This window comes from Comamonas terrigena NBRC 13299 (assembly GCF_006740045.1).
Taxonomy (GTDB): Bacteria; Pseudomonadota; Gammaproteobacteria; order Burkholderiales; family Burkholderiaceae_C; genus Comamonas; species Comamonas terrigena.
Genome location: NZ_AP019749.1, coordinates 2,007,238 through 2,028,753, shown reverse-complemented (window position 1 = coordinate 2,028,753; position 21,516 = coordinate 2,007,238). Strand labels below are relative to the sequence as shown.

Annotated in this window: 18 protein-coding genes; 9 read left to right on the top strand and 9 right to left on the bottom strand. The window is 66.8% G+C overall.

Annotated features, from left to right (window positions below):
* Nucleotides 1–44: 44 nt before the first annotated feature.
* The 4 genes from CT3_RS09255 to CT3_RS09240 are packed head-to-tail and all read left to right on the top strand — an operon-like array spanning nt 45 to nt 5,138.
* Nucleotides 45–680 carry a TetR/AcrR family transcriptional regulator gene (locus tag CT3_RS09255; protein ID WP_083520342.1) on the top strand — a complete coding sequence of 212 codons (636 nt, stop codon included), beginning with the start codon at nt 45–47 and terminating at the stop codon, nt 678–680.
* On the top strand, nt 677–2,467 hold the full coding sequence (locus tag CT3_RS09250) for an MFS transporter (RefSeq protein ID WP_083520343.1): 1,791 nt from the start codon (nt 677–679) through the stop codon (nt 2,465–2,467). Before CT3_RS09255 ends, CT3_RS09250 begins: the two co-directional genes overlap by 4 nt.
* Before the next feature lie 56 nt (nt 2,468–2,523).
* Nucleotides 2,524–3,696 (top strand): HlyD family secretion protein, encoded by a 1,173-nt coding sequence (locus tag CT3_RS09245; protein WP_066534594.1) that lies wholly within the window; start codon nt 2,524–2,526, stop codon nt 3,694–3,696.
* Nucleotides 3,696–5,138: an efflux transporter outer membrane subunit gene (locus tag CT3_RS09240; protein ID WP_098066381.1), complete on the top strand. Its 1,443-nt coding sequence runs from the start codon at nt 3,696–3,698 to the stop codon at nt 5,136–5,138. Before CT3_RS09245 ends, CT3_RS09240 begins: the two co-directional genes overlap by 1 nt.
* 30 nt (nt 5,139–5,168) lie before the next feature.
* Here the strand turns inward: CT3_RS09240 and CT3_RS09235 are convergent, their stop codons facing one another.
* Nucleotides 5,169–6,041, bottom strand: coding sequence for a LysR family transcriptional regulator (locus tag CT3_RS09235; RefSeq protein WP_066534600.1), 873 nt, complete (start codon nt 6,039–6,041; stop codon nt 5,169–5,171).
* 87 nt (nt 6,042–6,128) lie between these two features.
* Between CT3_RS09235 and CT3_RS09230 the strand changes: the two genes are divergently transcribed.
* Nucleotides 6,129–7,130, top strand: a complete 1,002-nt coding sequence (locus tag CT3_RS09230) for a DMT family transporter (protein ID WP_225608575.1) — start codon at nt 6,129–6,131, stop codon at nt 7,128–7,130.
* Here CT3_RS09230 and CT3_RS09225 read toward each other — a convergent pair.
* The 4 genes from CT3_RS09225 to tadA form a co-directional block, all read right to left on the bottom strand.
* Entirely contained in the window at nt 7,061–7,519 is a 459-nt protein-coding gene (locus tag CT3_RS09225; RefSeq protein ID WP_066534602.1) for a hypothetical protein, read from the bottom strand. The two genes, CT3_RS09230 and CT3_RS09225, sit on opposite strands and share 70 nt — an antisense overlap.
* Before the next feature lie 65 nt (nt 7,520–7,584).
* Nucleotides 7,585–8,319 (bottom strand): sterol desaturase family protein, encoded by a 735-nt coding sequence (locus tag CT3_RS09220; protein WP_225608574.1) that lies wholly within the window; start codon nt 8,317–8,319, stop codon nt 7,585–7,587.
* 88 nt (nt 8,320–8,407) lie between these two features.
* Nucleotides 8,408–9,481 carry an LD-carboxypeptidase gene (locus CT3_RS09215; protein ID WP_083520407.1) on the bottom strand — a complete coding sequence of 358 codons (1,074 nt, stop codon included), beginning with the start codon at nt 9,479–9,481 and terminating at the stop codon, nt 8,408–8,410.
* 241 nt (nt 9,482–9,722) lie between these two features.
* Nucleotides 9,723–11,078, bottom strand: a complete 1,356-nt coding sequence (gene tadA / locus CT3_RS09210) for a tRNA adenosine(34) deaminase TadA (protein ID WP_428042547.1) — start codon at nt 11,076–11,078, stop codon at nt 9,723–9,725.
* A 461-nt stretch (nt 11,079–11,539) separates the two neighbouring features.
* Here tadA and CT3_RS09205 point away from each other — a divergent pair, with 461 nt between their 5' ends.
* Both CT3_RS09205 and CT3_RS09200 read left to right on the top strand, forming a co-directional pair.
* Entirely contained in the window at nt 11,540–13,552 is a 2,013-nt protein-coding gene (locus tag CT3_RS09205) for a peptidase U32 family protein (RefSeq protein WP_066534611.1), read from the top strand.
* A 145-nt stretch (nt 13,553–13,697) separates the two neighbouring features.
* The gene (locus tag CT3_RS09200) at nt 13,698–14,525 is read left to right on the top strand and encodes a 3'-5' exonuclease (protein ID WP_083520344.1); all 828 of its coding nucleotides are present in this window, start codon (nt 13,698–13,700) and stop codon (nt 14,523–14,525) included.
* 76 nt (nt 14,526–14,601) lie between these two features.
* Here CT3_RS09200 and CT3_RS09195 read toward each other — a convergent pair whose 3' ends face one another.
* Together CT3_RS09195 and CT3_RS09190 are read right to left on the bottom strand one after the other, a co-directional pair.
* Entirely contained in the window at nt 14,602–15,810 is a 1,209-nt protein-coding gene (locus CT3_RS09195) for a GGDEF domain-containing protein (RefSeq protein WP_172591816.1), read from the bottom strand.
* 283 nt (nt 15,811–16,093) lie between these two features.
* Nucleotides 16,094–17,284, bottom strand: a complete 1,191-nt coding sequence (locus CT3_RS09190; RefSeq protein WP_066534615.1) for a GGDEF domain-containing protein — start codon at nt 17,282–17,284, stop codon at nt 16,094–16,096.
* 237 nt (nt 17,285–17,521) lie between these two features.
* Here CT3_RS09190 and CT3_RS09185 point away from each other — a divergent pair, with 237 nt between their 5' ends.
* Nucleotides 17,522–18,799 carry an O-acetylhomoserine aminocarboxypropyltransferase/cysteine synthase family protein gene (locus CT3_RS09185; protein ID WP_066534619.1) on the top strand — a complete coding sequence of 426 codons (1,278 nt, stop codon included), beginning with the start codon at nt 17,522–17,524 and terminating at the stop codon, nt 18,797–18,799.
* 307 nt (nt 18,800–19,106) lie between these two features.
* On the opposite strand, the gene CT3_RS09180 is transcribed toward CT3_RS09185, so the two are convergent.
* Nucleotides 19,107–19,514, bottom strand: a complete 408-nt coding sequence (locus tag CT3_RS09180) for a GlcG/HbpS family heme-binding protein (protein WP_066534622.1) — start codon at nt 19,512–19,514, stop codon at nt 19,107–19,109.
* 211 nt (nt 19,515–19,725) lie between these two features.
* Between CT3_RS09180 and CT3_RS09175 the strand changes: the two genes are divergently transcribed.
* Nucleotides 19,726–20,418: a Bax inhibitor-1/YccA family protein gene (locus tag CT3_RS09175; protein WP_066534625.1), complete on the top strand. Its 693-nt coding sequence runs from the start codon at nt 19,726–19,728 to the stop codon at nt 20,416–20,418.
* Between the two features lie 112 nt (nt 20,419–20,530).
* Here the strand turns inward: CT3_RS09175 and CT3_RS09170 are convergent, their stop codons facing one another.
* Entirely contained in the window at nt 20,531–21,484 is a 954-nt protein-coding gene (locus CT3_RS09170; RefSeq protein WP_282597782.1) for a LysR family transcriptional regulator, read from the bottom strand.
* Nucleotides 21,485–21,516: the final 32 nt, after the last annotated feature.

Genomic DNA, 21,516 nt, shown 5'->3' with positions numbered 1-21,516 from the left:
GGCGCTAAAACAAAACGGACAAAATTGTCCGAAAATTCACCCCCATGACCTCCTGCCCCACCAAACGCCCCGATGCCGCCACCCGCCGCGCCCAGTTGCTGGATGCTGCGGACACCGTGTTCACCCAACACGGCGTGAATGCTCCGCTGGAACTGGTGGTGGAACAGGCCGGTGTGGGCCGCGCCACGCTGTACCGCCAGTTCCCCGATCGCCACGCCATCTTGCTGGCCCTGATGGAACGTTCGGCCCAGCGCCTGCATGACCAGGCCGATCGGCTGAAGGACCGACCGGACGCCTTCTTCGCCCTGCTGGAATACCTGTCCGCCCGCATCGTGGGTTCGCCCGCGCTGTCGGATTACTGGCGCACCGCCAAGCTGGACGACCCGCGCGTCAACGCCCTGCGCCAGCGTGTCTGGTCAGCGTTCGGCCCGGCCCTGGAACGCGGCAAGCAAAGCGGTCTGATCCGCGCCGATATCCAGGCACAGGACATTTCCCTGCTGTCCAGCATGCTGGGGGCAGCATTGCGGGGCAACACCGACGCCGAACGCCGCCGCCTGGCCCGCCAGGCGCTGGGCATTGTGCGCCGCGGCCTGCAGCCGGATGCCGACACCGCGGCCGCCTCTGCCGCGTCAACGGCCGCTTCGGTGGATTCTGCCGCTTCAGCCGTTTCTGCCGCATGACCGAAACCGTCTACCTGCGCCGTCCCCCCGACTGGGAGGAGCACGAAAAACCGGCCCTGCCCGGTTCGCCCGCCATGCCCTGGCATGCGCCATGGGAGCGAGTCTGCTACGCCCTGGTGGCCGTGCTGGTGGGGCTGACCGGGGGCCTGGGCAATGCCTTGTTCACCGCCAACCTGCCCACCATCCAGGGGCAGATGGGGCTCACACCCAGCGAGGCCGCCTGGCTGTCCGGTGCCTACGTCACCTTCAATGTGACCGCCAACATGCTGGTCTACAAATTCCGCCAGCAGTACGGCATGCGCCTGTTTGCCGAGATCGGCCTGGGCCTGTACGCCCTGCTGTGCGTGCTGCACCTGCTGCTGGGCAGCCCGCAAAGCCTGCTCTGGCTGCGCGGTGCCAGCGGCCTGGCGGCAGCGGCCTGCACCTCACTGGGCACGCTGTACATGCTGCAGGCGCTGCCGCGCACCTATGTGCTCAAGCTGCTGGTGCTGGGCGTGGGCGTGAGCCAGCTGGCCACGCCCCTGGCCTGGATGCTCTCGCCCAGTCTGCTCAACCACGGCCAGTGGCACAACCTGTACATGCTGGAAGCCGGTCTGGCGCTGCTGTCGTTTGCCGCCGTGGTGCTGCTCAAGCTGCCGGCGGGGGTGCACATCCAGGTCTTCGGCAAGCGCGATTTTCTGAGCATGGCACTGCTGATTCACGGCGTGGGCCTGCTGGTGGCCGTGCTGGTGCAAGGCACCACCCGCTGGTGGTTCAATGCGCCCGAGCTGGCCTGGCTGCTGTGCGGTGCCATCGTCCTGCTCTTTGCCGGCCTCTATCTGGAACACCACCGCCCCAACCCGCTGCTCTACACCCGCTGGTTCACACAAAGCGCCACCATCCGCTTTGTGATCGGTGCCATCGTGCTGCGCTTTCTGACCACCGAGCAAAGCTATGGCGTGGTGGGCCTGATGCGCACGCTGGGCATGACGCCCGACCAGATGCAGCCGCTGTTCGTGGTGATCTTCTTCGGCACGCTGCTGGGCATTGTGCTGTCGTCGGCCACCTTCGGCCTGGACAACGCTGCCAAGCAGTTGCTGGCCGCCCTGGTGCTGCTGGCGGCAGGCGCCTTCCTGGACTTTCACCGCACCAGCCTGGACCGCCCGGCCGACTTCTATCTCAGCCAGCTCCTGCTGGCCGTGGGCTCGGGCATCTTCATGGGCCCGCTGATGCTGCTGGGCGTGGTGCAGGGCCTGAAAAACGGACCCAGCCACATGCTGACGGCCATTCTGACCATCTCCATGACCCAGGCGCTGGGCGGACTGATCGGCTCTTCGCTGCTGGGCACCTACCAGACCTACCGCGAACAGTCCTACTCAGTGGATCTGGTGCAGCAGATCAACCCGGCCAACCCGCTGGTGGCGCAACGCCTGCAGTTGCAGCAGCAGGCCCTGGCCCCCACCATCACCGACCCCGTGCTGCGCTCCGCCCAGGGCACGGCCCAACTGGCCGCCACCGTGCGGCGCGAGGCCAATGTGCTGGCCTACAACGATGTGTTCCACGTCGTGGCCCTGGTGGCTTTTGTCTACCTGGCCTGGTGTCTGCTGGAAATCGGCCAGGCACGGCGCGCCGCCGCGCGGGCGGCACGCCATGCCCGCAGCCTCCAGGACAACGCCAGCGAAGTCGGCACCGACGCCGCCAATGCCACACCGGACGATGACGGTGACGATACCGACGACGTCCCCGCATCCGCTGCCGCACCGGCCTCTGCGACCCGGCCGCCACCCGCCACCGCAGACGCCCGCTGATGCCAGCGGCGCCTTGCGCCGGCCCCCTTTTGCTCCCCATAACCGAACCCAACAACATGAGCACCGCCCCCACTTCCGCACCGACCTCTGCCCCCACGCCGCCCGCAGCCCCTGCTGCCGCGGCCCCGGGCCCGTCCCCCACTCCCAAGAAGGAGCGCCCCACGCTGCGCAGCGCGCTGATGGCCGTGGTGATCGGCGTGCTCGGCATCACGCTGGTGCTGCGCGCCTGGAATGTGGGCCCGTTCCAGACGGCCGACATCTCCACCGACAACGCCTATGTGCGCGGCCAGGTCACGGTGCTGGCGCCCCAGGTCAACGGCTATGTGACGGAAGTACTGGTCAAGGACTACGAACGTGTCACTGCCGGCCAGCCGCTGGTCAAGATCGACACCCGCAGCTATGAAGCCGCGCTGGCCCAGGCCCAGGCCCAGTTGGCCAATGCCAAGGCGCAGCTGGCAAATTCGGCCCAGACCCAATCGCAGAACCACGCCGGACTGGGGGCCAAGCAAGCCACCCTGTCGGCCGCCCAGGCTGAATCCGAACGTGCCCAGGCCGAACTGCGCCGCGTGGAAGACCTGGCCAACCGCGGCTCGGTGTCGCTGAACGAGCGCGACAAGGTGCGCGCCACCGCCCGCCTGGCCGCCAGCAATGTGGACAAGGCCCGGGCCGACATCGCCATCGGCAACGAAGCCATCAAGGCCACCACCGTGAACCGCGATGCCCTGCAGGCCGCCGTGCAGATGGCCGAAGCCCAGGTGCAGCAGGCCCGCATCAACCTGGACAACACCACGGTGCACGCCCCCAGTGACGGGCAGGTGAGCGAAGTGACGGTGCGCAAGGGCCAGTACGTGGCCGCCGGCAGCCAGCTGCTGTACGTGGTGCCGCCCCAGCTATGGGTGGTGGCCAATTTCAAGGAAACCCAGACCGCCCATGTGCGCATCGGCCAGCCCGCCCGCTTCACCGTGGACGGCCTGGAAGGCGCACAGCTGACCGGCACCGTGCTGGAGATTGCGCCCGCCACCGGCTCGGAGTTCTCCGTGCTCAAGGCCGACAACGCCACCGGCAACTTCACCAAGGTGGTGCAGCGCCTGCCGGTGAAGATCGCCATCGATGCCGGCCAGCCCGACGCGGCGCGCCTGCGCCCCGGCATGTCCGTGATCGCCCATGTGGATACTGCTGCCGCGCCCCAGGCCCCGGCGGTCCCCGCCGCAGAGGGTCCGCAGCCATGATGCGCCGCTCCACCCCAGCCACAGCCACGCTGGCGGCGGTGCTGGCCGCCGCCCTGCTGTCCGCCTGCGCCCCTCTGCCTCCCGCCGCGCCCGACAACGCCCGGCCGCAGCTGCCTGCGCAGTGGAGTACAGCGGCCGAAGCCGGCACCGCCCCCATCGCGGCCCAGTGGTGGCAGCAGCTGGGCGATACCCAACTCGACGCCCTGGTACAGCTGGCGCTGGCGAACAACACCGATGTGCTGACCGCCGCGGCCCGCGTGCAGGAAGCCCAGGCCAACCTGGCCGCCACCGACGCCGCGCGCAGCCCGCAGCTCAACGCCACACTGGGTGCCCAGGCCGGCCGCAGCCTGACGGTGCTGGGCCCCAGCCAGTCGCGCAATGTGCAACCCGGCCTGCAGGCCAGCTGGGAACTGGACCTGTGGGGGCGGCTGTCCCAGCAGAGCCAGGCCGCAGCCGCCCGGCTGCAGGCCAGCCAGGCCGACCGCGCTGCGGTGCAGCTGACGGTGGCCGCCACCACGGTGCAGACCTATGTGGGCCTGCGCGCGCTGCAGCAGCAACTGGCCATCAGCCAGGCCACCGTCGCCTCACGCGAAAAAGCACTGCAGCTGGCCCAGGACCAGCAGCGCGTGGGCTATATCTCGCAGCTGCAGGTCACCCAGGCCCAGGCCGAGCATGAAAGCGTGCAGCAGCAGGTGCAGCAGCTGCAATGGCAGGTCGACAAACAGCTGGCCACCTTGAATCTGCTGCTCGGCCAGGCCGGCGGCAACGCCGCGCTGGCCGCAGCACCCACGCAGCGCCTGCAGGATCTGCAGCTGCCCGCCGTGCCGTCCAGCCTGCCATCGCAGCTGCTGGAACGCCGCCCCGACATCGCCCGCACCGCCGCCCTGCTGGCCGCCAGCGACCACCAGCTGCAGGCCCAGCGCGCCGCCTTTCTGCCACAGGTGAACCTCAGCGCCAGCGTGGGCAGCCTGCTGGTCAACTCGCTCAACTACAACCCGCTGACCGTGTGGAGCCTGGGCGGCAGCCTGCTGGCCCCGCTGTTCAACGGCGGCCGTCTGCAGGCACAGCTGGATGCCGCAACCGCACAGCGCGACCAGGCGGCCTACGCCTACCGCGGCGCCGTGCTGGCCGCATTTGCCGATGTGGAATCGGCGCTGACCGGCACCCAGCGCCTGGCCCAGCAGACACTGCACGCCACACAGCGCCGTGATGTGCTGCACCAGACCCTGGGCTATGCCCATGACCGCTATGAAGCCGGCTATGCCAGCTACCTGGAGGAGCTGGACGCGCAGCGCAACCTCTATGCGGCCGAGCTGGAGGTGGTGCGCCTGCACCAGGCCGAACTGGACAACCGCGTGCAGCTGTACAAAGCCCTGGGTGGCGGCTGGCAAGCAGATGCCGTGGGTGGCGCTGGTGCCGCCACGCCCCCATCAGGGCCCTAGTCACTGCCACGCCGAGGGGGGCTGAACACCTCAGCCTACACCGCGCGCCATGCGCAGCGTCTGCACCAGCAGGCGCTCCAGTTCGTCCACGGCCGCGTTCCCCCGCGATGCCTTGCTGCGGTAGGCCGCCACCTGCATCGGCGCCAGCGGCCCCAGACCCTGTTCGCGCCCCAGCACCTGCAGCTGCGCGGGCGCGCTGCACTGCGTGAGGGCCGCCACGGCCAGGCCGCTTTCCACCGCCGCCAGCTGCCCTGCCAGGCTGGAGCTGTGGTAGACCACCTTGCAGCGCCGCCCCTGCAACGCCAGCGCATGGATGGCACCCCGCCGCGCCAGGCTGATGTCTTCGTAGACCGCAATCGGCAGCGGATCGCGCCGCCACAACTCCAGCTGGGGGGAGCCCACCCAGACCATGGGCTCATGGAACAGCAAGCGCCCGCGCCGCGCGTGGTCGCGCGAGATGAGCGCCAGATCCAGCTCTCCCCGCTCCACCCGCGGAATCAGCGCGGTGGACTGCTCGCAGTTCAGCTCGATCTCCACGCCGCTGTGCCGGGGCGCAAAGCGGCGCAGCACCGGGGTCAGGTAGGTGGCCGCATAGTCATCCGGCACGCCGAGGCGCACACGGCCGCTCAGCACCGCAGGCTGCAGCGCGGCCTGGGCCTCGGCCTGCAGGTCCAGCATGCGGCGGGCATAGCCCAGCAAGGTCCGGCCCTGCTCCGTCAGCTCCAGCCTGCGCGCCCCGCGCTCCAGCAGACGGTGGCCCACGGCATCCTCCAGCTTCTTGAGCTGCATGCTCACTGCCGACTGGGAACGGTGCAGCTGCACCGTCGCAGCCGACAGCGAACCGGCATCCACCACGGCCACCAGGCAGTGCAGCCAGTCGATTTGCAGATCCCGCAGGGCCACAGACGCCTCCTTACATTCGTTTATCGAATAATTATTGCCAATATTATGCGCTTTTCGGCATGCATGCAGCACCGCACACTGCGCGGCATGTCGTCACCTTCCTCCCCTTCTTCGGCCTGCACCACGGCCCCTGCCGCCTCCACCCCGTCCGGCGTCCACCGCGCCTCGGGGGTGGCACCTTTTCTGTGGGGCAACGCCCTGCTGGGCAGCATCGGGCTGTTCCTGCACCAGGCCCAGGCCGGTGCGCTGACCGCCACCTGGGCACGCAGCGCCTTCGGCCTGCTGGGGCTGACACTGTGGCTGCTGTGGCGTCGCCAGGGCGGCCAGCTGCGGCTGACGCGCCAGACCGCCCCCGGGGTGCTGGCCGCAGGCTCCTTGATGGTGCTGGCCTGGGTCCTGTTCTTTGCCGCCATTCCCGCCACATCCACCGGCATGGCAGTGGTGCTGTTCCATGTACAGCCGCTGTGGCTGGTGCTGGCCACAGGCACGCTGTCGGCACTGTGGCAGGACCAGGCCCACGCCACCCGCCCCGCTTACCTGCTGGGCGTAGCCCTGTGCCTGCTGGGCGCACTGTGCACCGCCGCCGTCACGCTGATCGCCCAGGGGCTGCAGCGGCACCAGCCGGTCACCGCCAGCACCTTGGCCTGGTGGCAGTGCCTGCTGGGCACCGTGCTGCTGTGGGTCTGGCCGCTGCAGCACGGCTGGCCCGCATCGGGCACCAGCTGGCTGTGGCTGGCCGGCCTGGGACTGGCCCACACGGCCCTGGCCTATATGCTGATCTACGCCGGCATGGCCCGCCTGCCCACCAGCCGCGTGGCACTGCTGATCGAGGGCTGCTGCTGGGCCAGCGCCTGGATGGCGGGCAATGGCTGGGCCTGGGCATCATCGCCTGCGCCGTGGTCTGGGCCGAACGGCAGGCCGCGCGCTAGCCCTTATCTCCAGCAGGGAGCCTGGTGCGGCACGCCACCGCACCGCTTCCAGCGGCATCCGACACGCACCCAGCAGAAATCAGGCAGGTATCAGCTGGCATCCGCCGGCTTGCGGCTTCCTTGGCTTGCCGCAATGCCTCGTTGCACGCGGGCGTGGTAGACCGTCAGCCGGCTGATTCCCAACTGGGCCGCCACCTTGGCGTCAGACGCTGTGCCCAGCAGGGCCACGGCCTCGGGTGTCCAGTCGTAGGCAGCAGTAGCAGCCGTGGCGCCAGAGGCCGGGGCAATCACCAGCTCCGTGCGCTTGGCGACCACGCTGGCCTTGCTGATGCCCAGTTGCTGTGCCACGGCCGCATCCGGCTGCTGACCCAGCAGCGCCAGGGCTGCGGGCGTCCACTGGAAATGCCCCGCAGCGGGAATCCCCAGCGCATTGCGCTTGAGGTTGACCGTCTTGGCCGATGTACCCCAGCGCTCGGCCAGCACGGCGTCTTTTTCCTGACCCAGCTGGGCCAGCATCGCGTCAGTCCATTGCAGTGCGGCTTTGCCCATGCGGTGTCTGTCCTGGTTGGAAAAATGGAAAGCGAAAGGGACGGCGCGCTACGCGCCAGCACCCCTCAGCGGTTTTTGTGCACATCCTGCCAGCGCAGCATGTCGCTGATGCGCGCGGCCTTTTCGTCGTCAAAGCCCAGGCGCTGCACGCGCTCGGGCGGGTTGGCCCAGGTGCCGAACAGCAGGTCCCAGATCGGCAGGCCGTAGTTCTGCGCATGGTGGCCATGTTGGTGGTGCACGGTGTGCATCTCCGGGCGCTGCACCAGGTAACCCACCCAGCGCGGCGTGCGGATGTCCGCGTGCAGAAACAGGTCAAAGGCACCGGTCAGGCCGATGGCGAACGCCGCCGCCAGCGGGCTGGCGCCCAGCACCCAGTAGCTGGACAGCGCACTCAGCAGCACCGCTGCTGCCGTGTCCATGGGATGGGCGTAGAAAGCGGTCAAGGCCTCCACCCGGGGGGCGCTGTGGTGCAGCTGGTGGAACACCCGCCACAGCAGATCCCAGCGGTGCGTGGCACGGTGCCACCAGTAAAAGACAAAGCTGGTCAGCCCGAAGCTGGCCAGGCCCACCAGCGGCGCGGGCCAGCGCTGGCCCACATCGAACAGCGCCACGGCGCGGATGCTGTCCGAGAACCAATGTCCCACCAGCAAGGTCACCAGCAGTGTGCTGCAGGCCAGCGCGCTGGACATCAGCAGCCAGCGCCGGTCACAGTGGTTGCGCGATGCCGGGGCAATCACTTCCCGGCTGAAGATTCCCACGAACACCAGCGCCAGCAGCGGATAGGCCGCAAATTCCCACATCGATTGCCCCCTCTGAACCATCCATCACCCCACACCCGCCAACGGGTACTCTGCTTGGGGCCGCGCGTACGCCGGCCCCGGAAGCAATTCAGTGGGTATGCCCCCAGTAGATCAGGGCATCGCGCCCTTCCACCGACAGCGACACCTGCGCCCCGACCGGCAGCAGCACCTTGGTGGGCACATGGCCAAACGGCAGGCCTTGCAGCACCGGGCGCTTGAGCCGCATGCGCAGCCAGTCAATCACGGTCTGCAGCTTGAAGCCCTTGTCATGGGTGTTGAGCTTGAATTCAGTGAACTGCCCCAGCACGATGGCCTTCTGCTTTTGCAGCACCCCGGCCAGCAGCAGCTGGTTCAGCATGCGCTCGATCTTGTAGGGGTGCTCGCCCACATCCTCCAGGAACAGCACCCCGCCTTCAACCTGCGGAAAATACGGCGTGCCCAGCAGGGACACCAGCACCGCCAGGTTGCCGCCCCACAGCGTGGCGCCGCCGGACACATAGAAGTCCTTGAGCTGGGGCTTGCCGTTGGGCAGCTCGCCCACCTTGGGCATCTGCCAGCCGGCCCCCTCACCCTGGCCGCTGAGCAGATCGGCAAAACAGTCGAGCATGATGTCATCCACCTCGCCGCCATCGCGGGTGTCCACGCCGAAGTCGGCGTTGACCACCGGGCCCGCCCAGGTCGTGGCGCCGGTCTGGGCCAGCATGGCCAACTGGAAGGCGGTGAAATCGCTCAGCCCCACAAATTGCGTGCCATTGGCAATGGCCTTGGCCACGGTCTTGTACTTGATGCCCGGCAGGATGCGCGTGAGGCCGTAGCCGCCACGCGAGATCAGTGCCACATCGGCGCCGCTGGCGGCCGCGCGGTGGATGGCGGCCAGGCGGGTGGCATCGTCACCGGCAAAGCGCTGGCTGCTGGCCAGGGCATCGGCATCCACTTCCACCTGGTGCCCCATGGCTTCCAGCTGCCGGATACCGCGCTTGAATGCGGCCTTGTCGCGCACCGCGCCCGAGGGCGAGTACACATAGATATGTTTGGGACCGTGGCTGTGGTCGTGGCCGCAGCAGCTGCCGTCGGCCGCATGCACATGGTCGGCATGGCCATGATCGTGACCGTGGTCGTGATGGCCGTCATGCCCGCAGTCTGCACCGCAGGCATGCCCCATGCCCAGGCCCTGTGCCGGTGTCTGCACCGCGGTATAGGCAGGTGCAGCAGCAGCGGCCGGAGCCACCGTGGCCGGGGTCTTGCGGGTGGATGGGCTGGGAGAGGTTCCGGTGGATTTGCGGGTGGTCGCCAAAGCTTGTCCGCACCGCAAGCAGGCGGCGCGCTCCGTGAAAAAGGGGAATGCGAGAGAGGGTCTTGCCACAACAGCAAGGCACCCACGCCGCACAGGCACGGCCTGCGGGCTACGGACGGAAGTATTCCACAGCGCGGCGTGCGCCGCCGTCTGCCTGCGACCGGCCCCAGTCCAGACCGGGGTTGGACGGCATGGCCTGCGGGTACCCGGCCAGCGCAGGCAGCACCTGCTTCCAGGCGGCCTCGTATTCGGATGCGCTGCACACCGGGTGCTGCATCGCGGCCTGCGGCGTGCGGGTGACCCAGCAGCGGCCCTGCGCCAGCCAGTCGTGCAGCAGCCCGGCCGGCACAGCGGGCAAGGCGGCGCGGCATTGTGGAGCAGCCTGCAGTGCCGCACGGTGGCCGGCCGCCGCAAACGGGGCATCGAATGCGGCCTGTTCCACCGCCGAGGGGGCCAGCCCCCACGCCTGCTGCAGCTGCGCTCCCACCGGCCACCGGGGTTTGCGGGCCGCCTGCAACTGCCAGTCCGACCAGGCCGGGGGCAAGGCATCTGTAGGCCATGCATCGTGCAGCCAGGCGCCTACAAAGCGCTGCGGCTGCTGGCTGGCCACGGCCAGCCCCAGCCGGGCGGCATCGCCCTGCCCCAGCAGCATGGCGTGGCGCACATCCAGTGCTTCCACCCATTCCTGCAACAGCTGCTGGTGCCAGGCGGCGCTGTGGGCCTGGGGCTTTTTGGGCTGGTCACTGCGGCCCCAGCCCGGCAGATCCGGCACGACCACACGGTGGCCGGCAGCCAGAAAAACGGGAATCAGGTGGCGAAAGGCCCAGCCCCAGCCCGGGCTGGCGGCCAGGCACAGCCAGGTCAGCGTGGCACCTTGCGGCCCCTCGTCCACGGCGGCCAGACGCAGTCCCTGCCCACTGGGCAGGTCGCTGCGGTAGCGGGGCTGCCAGGGCCAGTCGGGCAGATCGGCAAACGCACGGTCGGGCACGCGCAGCGCGGTATCCGGCAGCGGGTGCACGGCCGCCGCCCGGTGTGCCTGGCGCCGCTGCTGGAAGAAACGGGCCAGCAAGGCGGCGCATTCCTCGGCCAGCACACCGCGCAGCACCTGGGTCTGGTGGTTGATGGCGGGGTAGCCGAACACATTCAGCACCGAACCCGCCGCACCGGTCTTGGGCTCGGCTGCGCCATAGACCAGCCGACCCACGCGCGCATGCAGCATGGCGCCACTGCACATGGTGCATGGCTCCAGCGTGACATACAGGGTACAGCCTTCCAGCCGGTAATTGCCCAGGCGGCGTGCCGCATCGCGCAGCGCCTGCACCTCGGCATGGGCCGTGGGGTCGCCACTGGCAATCGGGGCATTGCGGCCTTCCCCCACGATCTGGCCCTGGTACACGACCACGGCGCCCACAGGCACCTCGCCCGCCTCCGCAGCCTGCTGCGCCAGGCGCAGGGCATGGCGCATCCAGTGGGCGTGATCGACGGCGGCGTCGGAAGCGTCGGGGGGGAGCGGAGGCGAAGCAGGCATGTGCCGGCGATTATCCCCGCCCGGCCTGGAGCCTGCATGTGCCGGGGGGCACAAAAAAAGGGCGCCCGAAGGCGCCCGTCAAGCTTATTGAAAGAGACAGTGGTCCAGCCGCGGCCCCCGACAGGCAATGTCCTCAGCGCGCCTCCCCTCCCCCTGGACAGTGACCGTCTACAGACCAGGCAAGCAGACCGTCAACACCGCAATGGGCTCTCTTGGACGCACCGGGCGCCGCCTGTCAGCGGCTGCGGCCGGCACCACTCCACCCGCGAAGGTGGCAATGCCACTGTAGGTAAATCTCGTACACCTGCACATCCCTGGTTTTTGGTATTTTTGCCGATGAACGGTCAATTCCCCGTTTTCACCCGCTTCCGGCATGGCCCTGGGATAATCCGCGCCCTATGTCCCTCCTGCCCCACCAGCTCGAACTCCTGTCCCCGGCCCGCGACGCCGATATCGGCATTGAAGCCATCAACCATGGCGCGGATGCTGTCTACATCGGCGGCCCGGCCTTTGGCGCACGCGCCACGGCAGGCAATGACATCCGCGACCTGGAGCGGCTCATCCGGCATGCCCACCGTTTTGGCAGCCGCATCTTCATCACGCTCAACACCATCCTGCGCGACGATGAACTGCAGGGCGCGCGCGACATGGCCTGGCAGATCTACAACGCAGGGGCCGACGCGCTGATCATCCAGGACATGGGCCTGCTGGAGCTGGACCTGCCCCCCATCCAGCTGCACGCCTCCACCCAGACCGATATCCGCACCCCCGAAAAAGCGCGGTTTCTGCAGGATGCAGGCCTGTCCCAGATCGTGATTGCGCGCGAGCTGGACTTGCAGCAGATTGCCGCCGTGCGCGCCGCCACCGACCCGGCACGCACCACCATCGAATTCTTTGTGCACGGTGCGCTGTGCGTGGCCTATTCCGGCCAGTGCTTCATCAGCCACGCCCACACAGGCCGCAGCGCCAACCGTGGCGACTGCAACCAGGCCTGCCGTCTGCCCTATGAGGTGACGGATGCAGGCGGCCGCATCATTGCGCACGAAAAGCATGTGCTGTCCATGAAGGACAACAACCAGAGCGACAACCTGCGCGCCCTGATCGACGCCGGCGTGCGCAGCTTCAAGATCGAGGGCCGCTACAAGGACATGGGCTATGTGAAGAACATCACGGCCCACTACCGCAAGCTGCTGGACGAGATCATCGAAGAGCGCGAATTCTCCGACCAGCCGCTGGCGCGCTCCTCCTCCGGGCGCACCACGTTCACGTTCGAGCCCGATCCCGACCAGAACTTCAACCGCGAGTTCACCGACTACTTTGTCAATGGCCGCAAGGACGACATCGGCGCCTTCGACACCCCCAAGACCCCCGGCCGTGCCATTGGCTGGGTCACCCAGGTGGGCGACAAGTGGTTCGAAATCGAAGCCAGCGACAAGGCCACCGAGCTGCACAACGGCGACGGCCTGTGCTATTACGACCTGCAAAAGGAACTGGTGGGCGTGCACATCAACCGTGCCGAATGCGTGCATGCCAAGAAAGGCATCTGGCGGGTCTTTCCCAAAAACGAGATTGCCGAGTTCAAGGACCTGCGCAAGGGCCTGGAAATCAACCGCAACCGCGATATGGACTGGGTGCGCACACTGGAGAAGAAGTCCAGCGAACGCCGCATCGGCCTGTGGGCCGAGTTCAAGGAAACTGCTGCGGGCTTTGCGCTGACCCTGACCGACGAAGACGGTTTCACCGCCACCGCCGGCATCGAACAGGCCCACCAGGCCGCCACAGACACGGCCAAGGCCGAAGCCACGCTGCGCGAACAGCTGGGCCGCTTTGGCGCCAGCATCTTCGCGGTCAACGACATCGCGCTGAGCGTCAGCCAGCCCTGGTTTGTGCCCGCTTCGGCCCTGAACCAGTTGCGCCGCGATGCGCTGGCCGGGCTGGAACAGGCCCGCGCCGACGGCCTGATCCGCCTGCCGCGCGCCAAGCCGGTGGAGCCGCCCACCCCGTTCCCCGAGGACACGCTGAGCTATCTGGCCAATGTGTTCAACCAGAAGGCGCATGACTTCTATGTGAAGCATGGCGTGAAGGTGGTGGACGCCGCCTATGAAAGCAAGGAAGAAGAAGGCGAAGTCTCGCTGATGATCACCAAGCACTGCGTGCGCTTCTCCATGAGCCTGTGCCCCAAGCAGGCCAAGGGCGTGATCGGCGTCAAGGGCACCATCAAGGCTGAGCCGCTGCAGCTGATCAACGGCAAGGAAAAGCTCACACTGCGCTTCGACTGCAAACCCTGCGAGATGCACGTGGTGGGCAAGATGAAGAAATCGGTGCTGAACCAGCATGCCAAGGAAATGCAGGAACACCCCATGCAGTTCTACCGCACCCGCCCCACGTCGCTGCCCAAGCCCCAGGTTTGACTAGCCTCTCCCGGTGAAGGCCGTACGCGCGCCACAGCGAAGCGCGCAAGCAGCTCTGCGGGCGACAACGCCACCAACCCAGGCTGCCCGGCCGCCCGCGCATCTGCGCGGCGCCGGCCCGGTGCAGCTGCGACAATTGCGCACCATGCCTCGCCTCAAACCGCCCTCCAAAGAAGAAAGCCTGCTGCTGCCTGCGTTTGCAGCCCTGCCGGACAGCGCCATTCACCTGCCCGCCACCGAGGCCGAGTTTGCCGCCGCCCGCACGGCCCTGCTGGCCCAGAGCGCGCTGGGTTTTGATACGGAAAGCAAGCCCATATTCAGCACCCAGCAGGTCGACACCGGCCCGCACCTGGTGCAACTGGCGACCACGGATGCAGCCTGGCTGCTGCAGCTGCACCATCCACAGGCGCTGGAGCTGGCCCGCGAACTGCTGGCCCACCCCGGCATCTGCAAAGTGGGTTTTGGCCTGGACAACGACAAAGCCACCCTGCCGCGCCGCCTGGGCTGTGAACTGCACAACGTGGTGGACCTGGACCGGGTGTTCAAACAGTACGGTTACGGCAACAGCACCGGTGTGCGTGCGGCCGTGGCGCTGGTACTGGGGCAGAACTTCCACAAGTCCAAGAAGATGTCCACCTCCAACTGGGCGGCGCGCCAGTACAGCCCCGGCCAGTTGCGCTATGCGGCCAACGATGCCCACGGGCCGGCCGTGGTCCATGCCGCCCTGCCCGCCTGGCAGTCCCGCCAGCCCGCGCCTGCAACAGCCCGCCCGCCCCGGCCCCCTCGCGCACCCCGTGCACCCGGGTCGGACCTCATCCAGTCCGCCCCACCGGCGCCCACACCGCAGCCGTCGCCCGTGCCACAGCCCACCGCCCCGGCACTGCCATCTGGCACACAAGGCCCGCAAAGCATGCAAGGTGCAGCTCCCGTCCGCAGCCGCATTGCAGCGCTTTTCCAGCCCCGCCGAGGCTGAGCCGGACCGGCTCCTGAGGATTGCAAGCCCTGCCGGCCTTTGAGCCGCGGTAGGGACAGCGATCCGCGCTGTGGTGTCAGCGTTTCAGCGCCTGAAAATCGTTCAGCACCGAAGGCGGCAGCAGACGGTCCACATGCACGCGGTTGCGACCAGCCTGTTTGGCCTCGTACAGCAAGGCATCGGCGCGGGACAATGCCTTGGTCAGGTGCAGCAGGCTATGGACAGGGGCAATGCCAAAGCTGAGCGTCACCTGCTGGCCATTGGGCAGACAGGGTCCCTGGGGCGACGCCATCTGCTGGCGGATGCGCTCCACCACACCTTCCGCGTCGTCCAGGCTGGCCCGCTGCAGCAGCAGCACAAATTCTTCGCCGCCAAAGCGTGAAACCAGATCGCCCGCACGCACCTGCTGCAACATCACCTGGCTGACGGACTGCAACACCTGGTCACCACAGGCATGGCCCCAGCTGTCGTTCACCCGTTTGAAATGGTCGATATCCCCCGCCACCACCGCCCAGGGTGCCACACGGCGGTCGTTCAGCACGCCTTCGGCAGCCTCCATGAAAGCGCGGCGGTTGAGCAGGCGGGTCAGCGGATCGCGGTTGCGCTCCTCGCGCAGCGTGGTGAACACATCACGCACCACGCAGGCCAGCAGCACCAGCGAAAACCACAACGTGAACAGCAAGGTGCCCGCCAACGTCAGCAGCCAGTAGCCCGAGCGGGTGAGTTCACCCACATGCTCGACGGGTACCACCAGCCACACCCCCAACGGGCGCAGCAGCGTATAGGAAGCAAAGAAGAAATAGGTCCAGCGCAACGCGGTTTCCAGCCGGTCCCGAGCGCGCGGTCCACGCAGCAGGCTGTGTGTGGGCAGGAACTGCAGCACACCCACCCCCACGTTCAGCCACTGCACCCGTGCCCACAGGTCGTCATCGACGTAGGAGAAGTAATACAGCACGGCCAGCGTACCCACCACGGCCAGCCCCCCCACCCAGCGGTTGATGTGCGCCTGGCCACAGCGCAACGCCATGCCCTGCGCCAGCCCCCAGGCCCCTGCCAGGTACAGCACAGCGGTGGCCAGCGACCACCGGCCCAGCTGGGCATTGGTCATCAGGCTTTGCGCGCCCAGCGCCAGCGCCGGCAGCACATAGCCGGCCGCCATCCACAGCAGAAACCGCGCACGGGTCTGGTTGCGTTGCACCCACCAGCAGGCCAGCAGCACGCCGCCCAGCAAGATCACGCAAGCGGGTGCAATCAAGGCAAAGTACTGGTCAGCAGGCAGATTCACAGGCAATGCGGGCGGTGGAAAAAGGGGCGCAGGCTTTGTAAGCCCTATGTATCTGAGTGTATCTTTGCGCAAGAGTGCCCTACCGCATCTGCCTTTGATCTTGTACAAGTGCACATTGGCGTCGGCGCCCATTCCCCGTGCAAGTCCTGGCGCGGTCGCAGCCCCTGTCAGCGCGCCAAGAATCTGCAGGCTTTGGACCCCTCAGCGCCCTGCAGCAAAGCACAAGCAGCTCTTGTTTCAAGAGCGATCGCCACGGCCATTCATTGCTCCACCGTCAGTCCGATTATGGCGCCACCATGCCGGCAGCCTGGGCTTCGGCGTCCACCCGCACCCGGTTGCGACCGGCCTGCTTGGCCTCATACAACAGGGCATCGGCACGCGACAAGGCCTTGCTCAGGTGCTCCAGGCTCTGTACCGGAGCAATGCCAAAGCTGACCGTCACCCGCCGGCCATTGGGCAGGCCAGGCACATCGGAGGAGTCCAGTTGCTGGCGCACGCGCTGCACCACGCTTTCGGCATCCAGCAGGCTGGCACGCTGCAGCAGCAACACAAACTCCTCACCGCCAAAGCGCGCCACCAGATCGCCTTGGCGCACTTGCTGCTGCAGCACCAGGCTGATTTGCTGCAGCACCCGGTCACCGCAGGCATGGCCCCAGTTGTCGTTGACCTGCTTGAAGTGGTCGATATCGCCCACCACCACGGCCCAGGGGCCGCTGCGGCGGTCGCGGAGCACTCCCTCGGCGGTCTCCATGAACGCCCGGCGGTTGAGCAGCCTGGTCAGCGGGTCACGGCTGCGCTCTTCATGCAGCTGGGCAAACACATCGCGCACCGTGCAGGCCACCACCAGCATGGTGAACCACAGCGCAAACAACAGTGTCCCCGCCAGCGTGATCAGCCAATAGCCCGAGCGCGGAATGTCGTTGCCCTGCAATCCCGGCACCAGCAACATGATCAGCAAGGGCCGCACCATGGTGTAGCAGGCAAACAGCAGAAAGGACATGCGCAGAGCCCGCTCCAGCCGGTTGCCCGGCAGCTGGCTGCGCAAAATGCCGCGCATGGGCAGAATCTGCATCAGACCCAGGCCGGCATTGAGCCAGTGCATGCGCACCAGCAGCCTGTCCTGCACATGGCCGTAGTAGTACAAAGCGGCCAGCACCACCATGGCGATCAGCAGCGCCGTGCGCGGGTGGGCCGATTTCCCATAGCGCCCGGCAATGCCACGCGCCAGCGACCACGCGCCCCCCAGGTACAGCACCCCGGTCACGGGGGCCCAGAAGGCGAACTGCGCGCTGTCCAGCAGGCTCTGCCAGCCCAGGCCAATGGCGCTAAGCGCATAGCCCGCAGCAAGCCACAGCAGATAGCGCTGCTGGCGTTGCTGGCGCAGTACTCCCCAGCACACCACCAGTGCCGCTGCCAGCAGCAGCACGCACAGCGGTACCAGGAGTGCGAAATAGCGGTCGGGCAGAGAGAACACCGATGCAGGGCCTGCACAGAAGGAAGAAGGTAAACAAGTGTATCCAAGTGCTGCCACCCATCCGGAAAGACCGTGGGGCCAGCCCCATAAGCACATAGCTAAAGCTTGGTTCGTTCTGCGCAGGGCCCCTTGCATAATCGCCGCAGCTATGCCGGACCAGCGGTCACAGCAGGCCCTCGCGGCCGGTGCGATACCTGGCTCCACTCCTTTTTCGCAGACCACCAGAAAGAGACATCCATGCGCCTCGAGACCCTTGCCGTTCACGCCGGTTACGCCCCCGACCCCACCACCAAGGCCGTGGCTGTGCCCATCTACCAGACGGTGGCCTACGCATTCGACAGCGCCCAGCATGGCGCTGATCTGTTCGACCTGAAGGTGCCGGGCAATATCTATACCCGCATCATGAATCCCACCACCGACGTGCTGGAAAAGCGCGTTGCGGCCCTGGAAGGCGGCATTGCCGCATTGGCCGTGGCATCGGGCATGGCCGCCATCACTGCCGCCATCCAGACCCTGGCCGAAGCCGGCGACAACATCGTGTCCGCCAGCACGCTCTATGGCGGCACCTACAACCTGTTTGCCCACACCTTTCCGCAGCAAGGCATCGAGGTGCGCTTCGCCGATCCGCGCGATCCGGCCAGCTTCGGCAAGCTGATCGACGGCAAGACCAAGGCCGTGTTCATCGAATCCATCGGCAATCCGCTGGGCAACGTGACCGACATCCGTGCACTGGCCGATGTGGCCCACCAGCATGGCGTGCCGCTGATCGTGGACAACACCGTGCCCTCGCCCTATCTGCTGCGTCCGTTTGAGCATGGCGCCGACATCGTCGTGCACTCGCTGACCAAATACCTGGGCGGCCACGGCACCAGCGTGGGCGGCGCCATCGTGGACAGCGGCAAATTCCCCTGGGCCGAGCACAAGGCCCGCTTCAAGCGCCTGAACGAGCCCGACGTGAGCTACCACGGCGTGGTCTATACCGAGGCGCTAGGCCCCGCCGCCTTCATCGGCCGTGCCCGCGTGGTGCCGCTGCGCAACATGGGCGCCGCCATCTCGCCCCAAAACGCCTTCCAGATCCTGCAAGGCATTGAAACCCTGGCCCTGCGCATGGACCGCATCTGCGAAAACACGCAGAAGATTGCAGAAACACTGCAAAACCACCCCAAGGTGGAATGGGTGCGCTATGCCGGCCTGAAAGACCATCCCGACCATGCCATCGTGCAAAAGCAGTCGGGCGGCCGCGCCTCGGGCATTATGTCGTTCAGCCTCAAGGGCAGCGAAGGCCGCGCCGCCGGAGCGCGCTTCCTCGATGCCCTGCAGCTGTTCACGCGCCTGGTGAACATTGGCGATGCCAAGTCGCTGGCCACCCACCCGGCCTCGACCACCCACCGCCAGCTGGACCCCGCCGAGCTGGCCAAGGCCGGCGTCACCGAAGGCATGGTGCGCCTGTCCGTGGGCATTGAGCACATCGACGACCTGCTGGCCGATCTGGAGCAGGCCTTGGCCCAGGTCTGAGAGCGCCCTGCCCGCCCTCCCCATAAGGAGCGCTTCGGCGCTCTTTTTTCATGCTTGACCATGCTTCACGGCTGCACCCGCCGCGCCAGCTACGTCAACCACGCCAGTCAGGCACGCCTGCGGACTGCGGGATAAAGCTGCCGTTACGCGGTATGGTATGTAGTGCGCATCGGGCGGCCTTCCGGCCATGACCGCCGCCTCCCAGATGCCTCCACCAACAAAAAGAGCGCCGAAGCGCTCTTTTTGTTGGTGGCCGCCGGTGCGCTTGAAAGCGCACAGCAGCCGGCGAGGCGGAAAGCCTGGCTGCTTACAGCCCCAGGGCCGCAATACCGGCGCTGGCCACCTGTGCATCTTCGCTGGCCTTCACACCGGACACGCCCACGGCGCCCAGCACCTGGCCGTCCTTGACGATGGCCACGCCACCTTCCAGCAGGCCGTCGACAAACGGCGCGCTCAGGAAAGCGGTGCGGCCATTGTTGATCATGTCTTCAAACGCCTTGGTGTCCTTGCGACCCACGGCGGCCGTGCGGGCCTTGGCAGGCGAGATGTGCGAGGAGATGGGCGCGGCGCCGTCCATGCGCTGCAGCCACAGCAGGTGGCCGCCATCGTCGACGATGGAGATGGTCACAGCCCACTTGTTCTTGAGGGCCTCGGCCTCGGCGGCGGCGGCGATCTTCTTGACGTCGGACAGTTCGAGTTCGTGCTTGGTCTTCATGGTCTGTAAGGCAGAAATTTGCGCTGAGTAGGAAGCAACCAGCATAATGTGCAAACCCGGACCGAAAGCGACCCTGAGCGCAAAACATTACAACCTAAAAATGCCCAGGTCCATCCACGGGTGCCAGCGCATGGCCCTTGCGCTTTCCTTCCTCCACCCTCATATTCACTGGACTGCCTGAACGGCAGCCACACACAGGAGAAACCTATCCATGAATGATCACGTCACCTCTTGGGACACTGCTGGCGTTGCCATCTCGCAGCAGCAGCGCCACAAGGTGCTGCGCAACACCTACTGGCTGCTGGCGCTGAGCCTGCTGCCCACCGTGCTGGGCGCCTGGATCGGCGTGTCCACCGGCATCACCCGCTCGCTCTCCGGCGGCCTGGGCCTGATCGTGTTCATGGTCGGTGCCTTCGGCTTCATGTTCGCGATCGAAAAGACCAAGAACTCCGCCGCCGGCGTGCCCGTGCTGCTGGCCTTCACCTTCTTCATGGGCCTGATGCTCTCGCGCATGATTGCCATGGTGCTGGGCTTCAAGAACGGCTCCGAGCTGATCATGACCGCCTTTGCGGGCACGGCCGGCGTGTTCTTCGTGATGGCCTCGCTGGCCACTGTGATCAAGCGCGACCTGTCGGGCATGGGCAAATGGCTGTTCGTCGGCGCCATGGTGCTGCTGGTGGGCTCGGTCATCAACGTGTTCGTGGGCTCCACCGCCGGCATGATGGCCATCTCGATGCTGGCCATCGGCATCTTTTCCGCCTACATGCTGTATGACCTCAAGCAGATCATCGACGGCGGCGAAACCAACTACATCAGCGCCACGCTGTCGCTGTACCTGGACATCTTCAATGTGTTCCAGAGCCTGCTTGCCCTGCTGGGCATCATGGGCGGCGAACGCGAGTAAGCGGCACACCGGCCACCCTCTGCATGCGCAGAGGGACCCACACCCAGGCACGCTACGGCGTGCCTTTTTCATGGGCGCGCACCCTGCGCCGGCAGTCCGAGCAACACGCCCCTCACCCTGCCGGCTGCACCCCGCATTGCGCCAGAATCAGCGCCTTGAGCCGCTCGGCCGCGGGGGGCAGCGCATGCGCGCGCTGCCAGATCAGGTTCAGGTGCGTGCGCAGCCCGGCATCCTGCAGCGGCACCAGCGCGGGCAGACCCTGCATACCCAGTTGGGCAAAGCTTTCGGGGGCAAACGCCACGCCCAATCCTTTTTGCACCATCAACAGCATGGGCAGGGTCTCCACGCCCCAATATGCCACTTCCGGGGTGAATCCGGCCTGCTGGCAGGCGCGCAGCAACATGTCCGAAATGCCCGTGCCCAGCAGTGAGCTGTGCAGCAGAAAGCGTTCATGGCGCAGCGCCGCCAGCGGCACCTGCGCGTGTTCGCACAGCGGGTGCTGTGGAGGCAGCGCCACCCGCAGCGGCTCGTTCATGATCTCCAGGTTCTGCAGCTCCGGCGCCGTGTACTGGCTGCGGCAGATGATCAGATCCAGGCTGCGCTCCCGCAAACGCTGCAGCATGTAGCCTGTCTCGCCCTCGTGCACATGCACGGTGATCTTCAGATCACACGCCATCAGCTGCTCCATCACCCGGGGCATCAGAAACAGGCTGGCCGCCGTGGCACAGCCTACGTGCACGGTGCCGCGCGATCCCTGTTCTGCCTCGCGCAGCTCACGCCGCACGGCCTGCAAACTGGCCTGCAATGCCTTGGCACGCAGATAGAACAGCTCTCCCGTGGCGGTCGGCACCAGGCGATGGCCGCTACGGTCGAACAGACTCACTTTCAGCTCTTCCTCGAGCTTGCGCAGCAAGATGCTCAAAGGCGGCTGGGTCATGTGCAGGCGCTCGGCCGCAGCCGACACACTGCCTTGCTCGTAAACCGCGACAAAGCATTTCAGACGGTGCTCATCCATATAGTTTTTATATAAACAATAGACCTTATATATATTAGACCTTATCGACATGCGTTTCTATACTCCGCCGCGTTGCCTACCTC

Bases quoted from the DNA above. Each gene is read 5' to 3' on its own strand.
- CT3_RS09255 (WP_083520342.1), top strand. From the start codon at position 45: ATGACCTCCTGCCCCACCAAACGCCCCGATGCCGCCACCCGCCGCGCC.
- CT3_RS09250 (WP_083520343.1), top strand. From the start codon at position 677: ATGACCGAAACCGTCTACCTGCGCCGTCCCCCCGACTGGGAGGAGCAC.
- CT3_RS09245 (WP_066534594.1), top strand. From the start codon at position 2,524: ATGAGCACCGCCCCCACTTCCGCACCGACCTCTGCCCCCACGCCGCCC.
- CT3_RS09240 (WP_098066381.1), top strand. From the start codon at position 3,696: ATGCGCCGCTCCACCCCAGCCACAGCCACGCTGGCGGCGGTGCTGGCC.
- CT3_RS09230 (WP_225608575.1), top strand. From the start codon at position 6,129: ATGTCGTCACCTTCCTCCCCTTCTTCGGCCTGCACCACGGCCCCTGCC.
- CT3_RS09225 (WP_066534602.1), bottom strand. From the start codon at position 7,519: ATGGGCAAAGCCGCACTGCAATGGACTGACGCGATGCTGGCCCAGCTG.
- CT3_RS09220 (WP_225608574.1), bottom strand. From the start codon at position 8,319: ATGTGGGAATTTGCGGCCTATCCGCTGCTGGCGCTGGTGTTCGTGGGA.
- CT3_RS09215 (WP_083520407.1), bottom strand. From the start codon at position 9,481: ATGGGGCATGCCTGCGGTGCAGACTGCGGGCATGACGGCCATCACGAC.
- tadA (WP_428042547.1), bottom strand. From the start codon at position 11,078: ATGCGCCATGCCCTGCGCCTGGCGCAGCAGGCTGCGGAGGCGGGCGAG.
- CT3_RS09205 (WP_066534611.1), top strand. From the start codon at position 11,540: ATGTCCCTCCTGCCCCACCAGCTCGAACTCCTGTCCCCGGCCCGCGAC.
- CT3_RS09200 (WP_083520344.1), top strand. From the start codon at position 13,698: ATGCCTCGCCTCAAACCGCCCTCCAAAGAAGAAAGCCTGCTGCTGCCT.
- CT3_RS09185 (WP_066534619.1), top strand. From the start codon at position 17,522: ATGCGCCTCGAGACCCTTGCCGTTCACGCCGGTTACGCCCCCGACCCC.
- CT3_RS09180 (WP_066534622.1), bottom strand. From the start codon at position 19,514: ATGAAGACCAAGCACGAACTCGAACTGTCCGACGTCAAGAAGATCGCC.
- CT3_RS09175 (WP_066534625.1), top strand. From the start codon at position 19,726: ATGAATGATCACGTCACCTCTTGGGACACTGCTGGCGTTGCCATCTCG.
- CT3_RS09170 (WP_282597782.1), bottom strand. From the start codon at position 21,484: ATGTCGATAAGGTCTAATATATATAAGGTCTATTGTTTATATAAAAAC.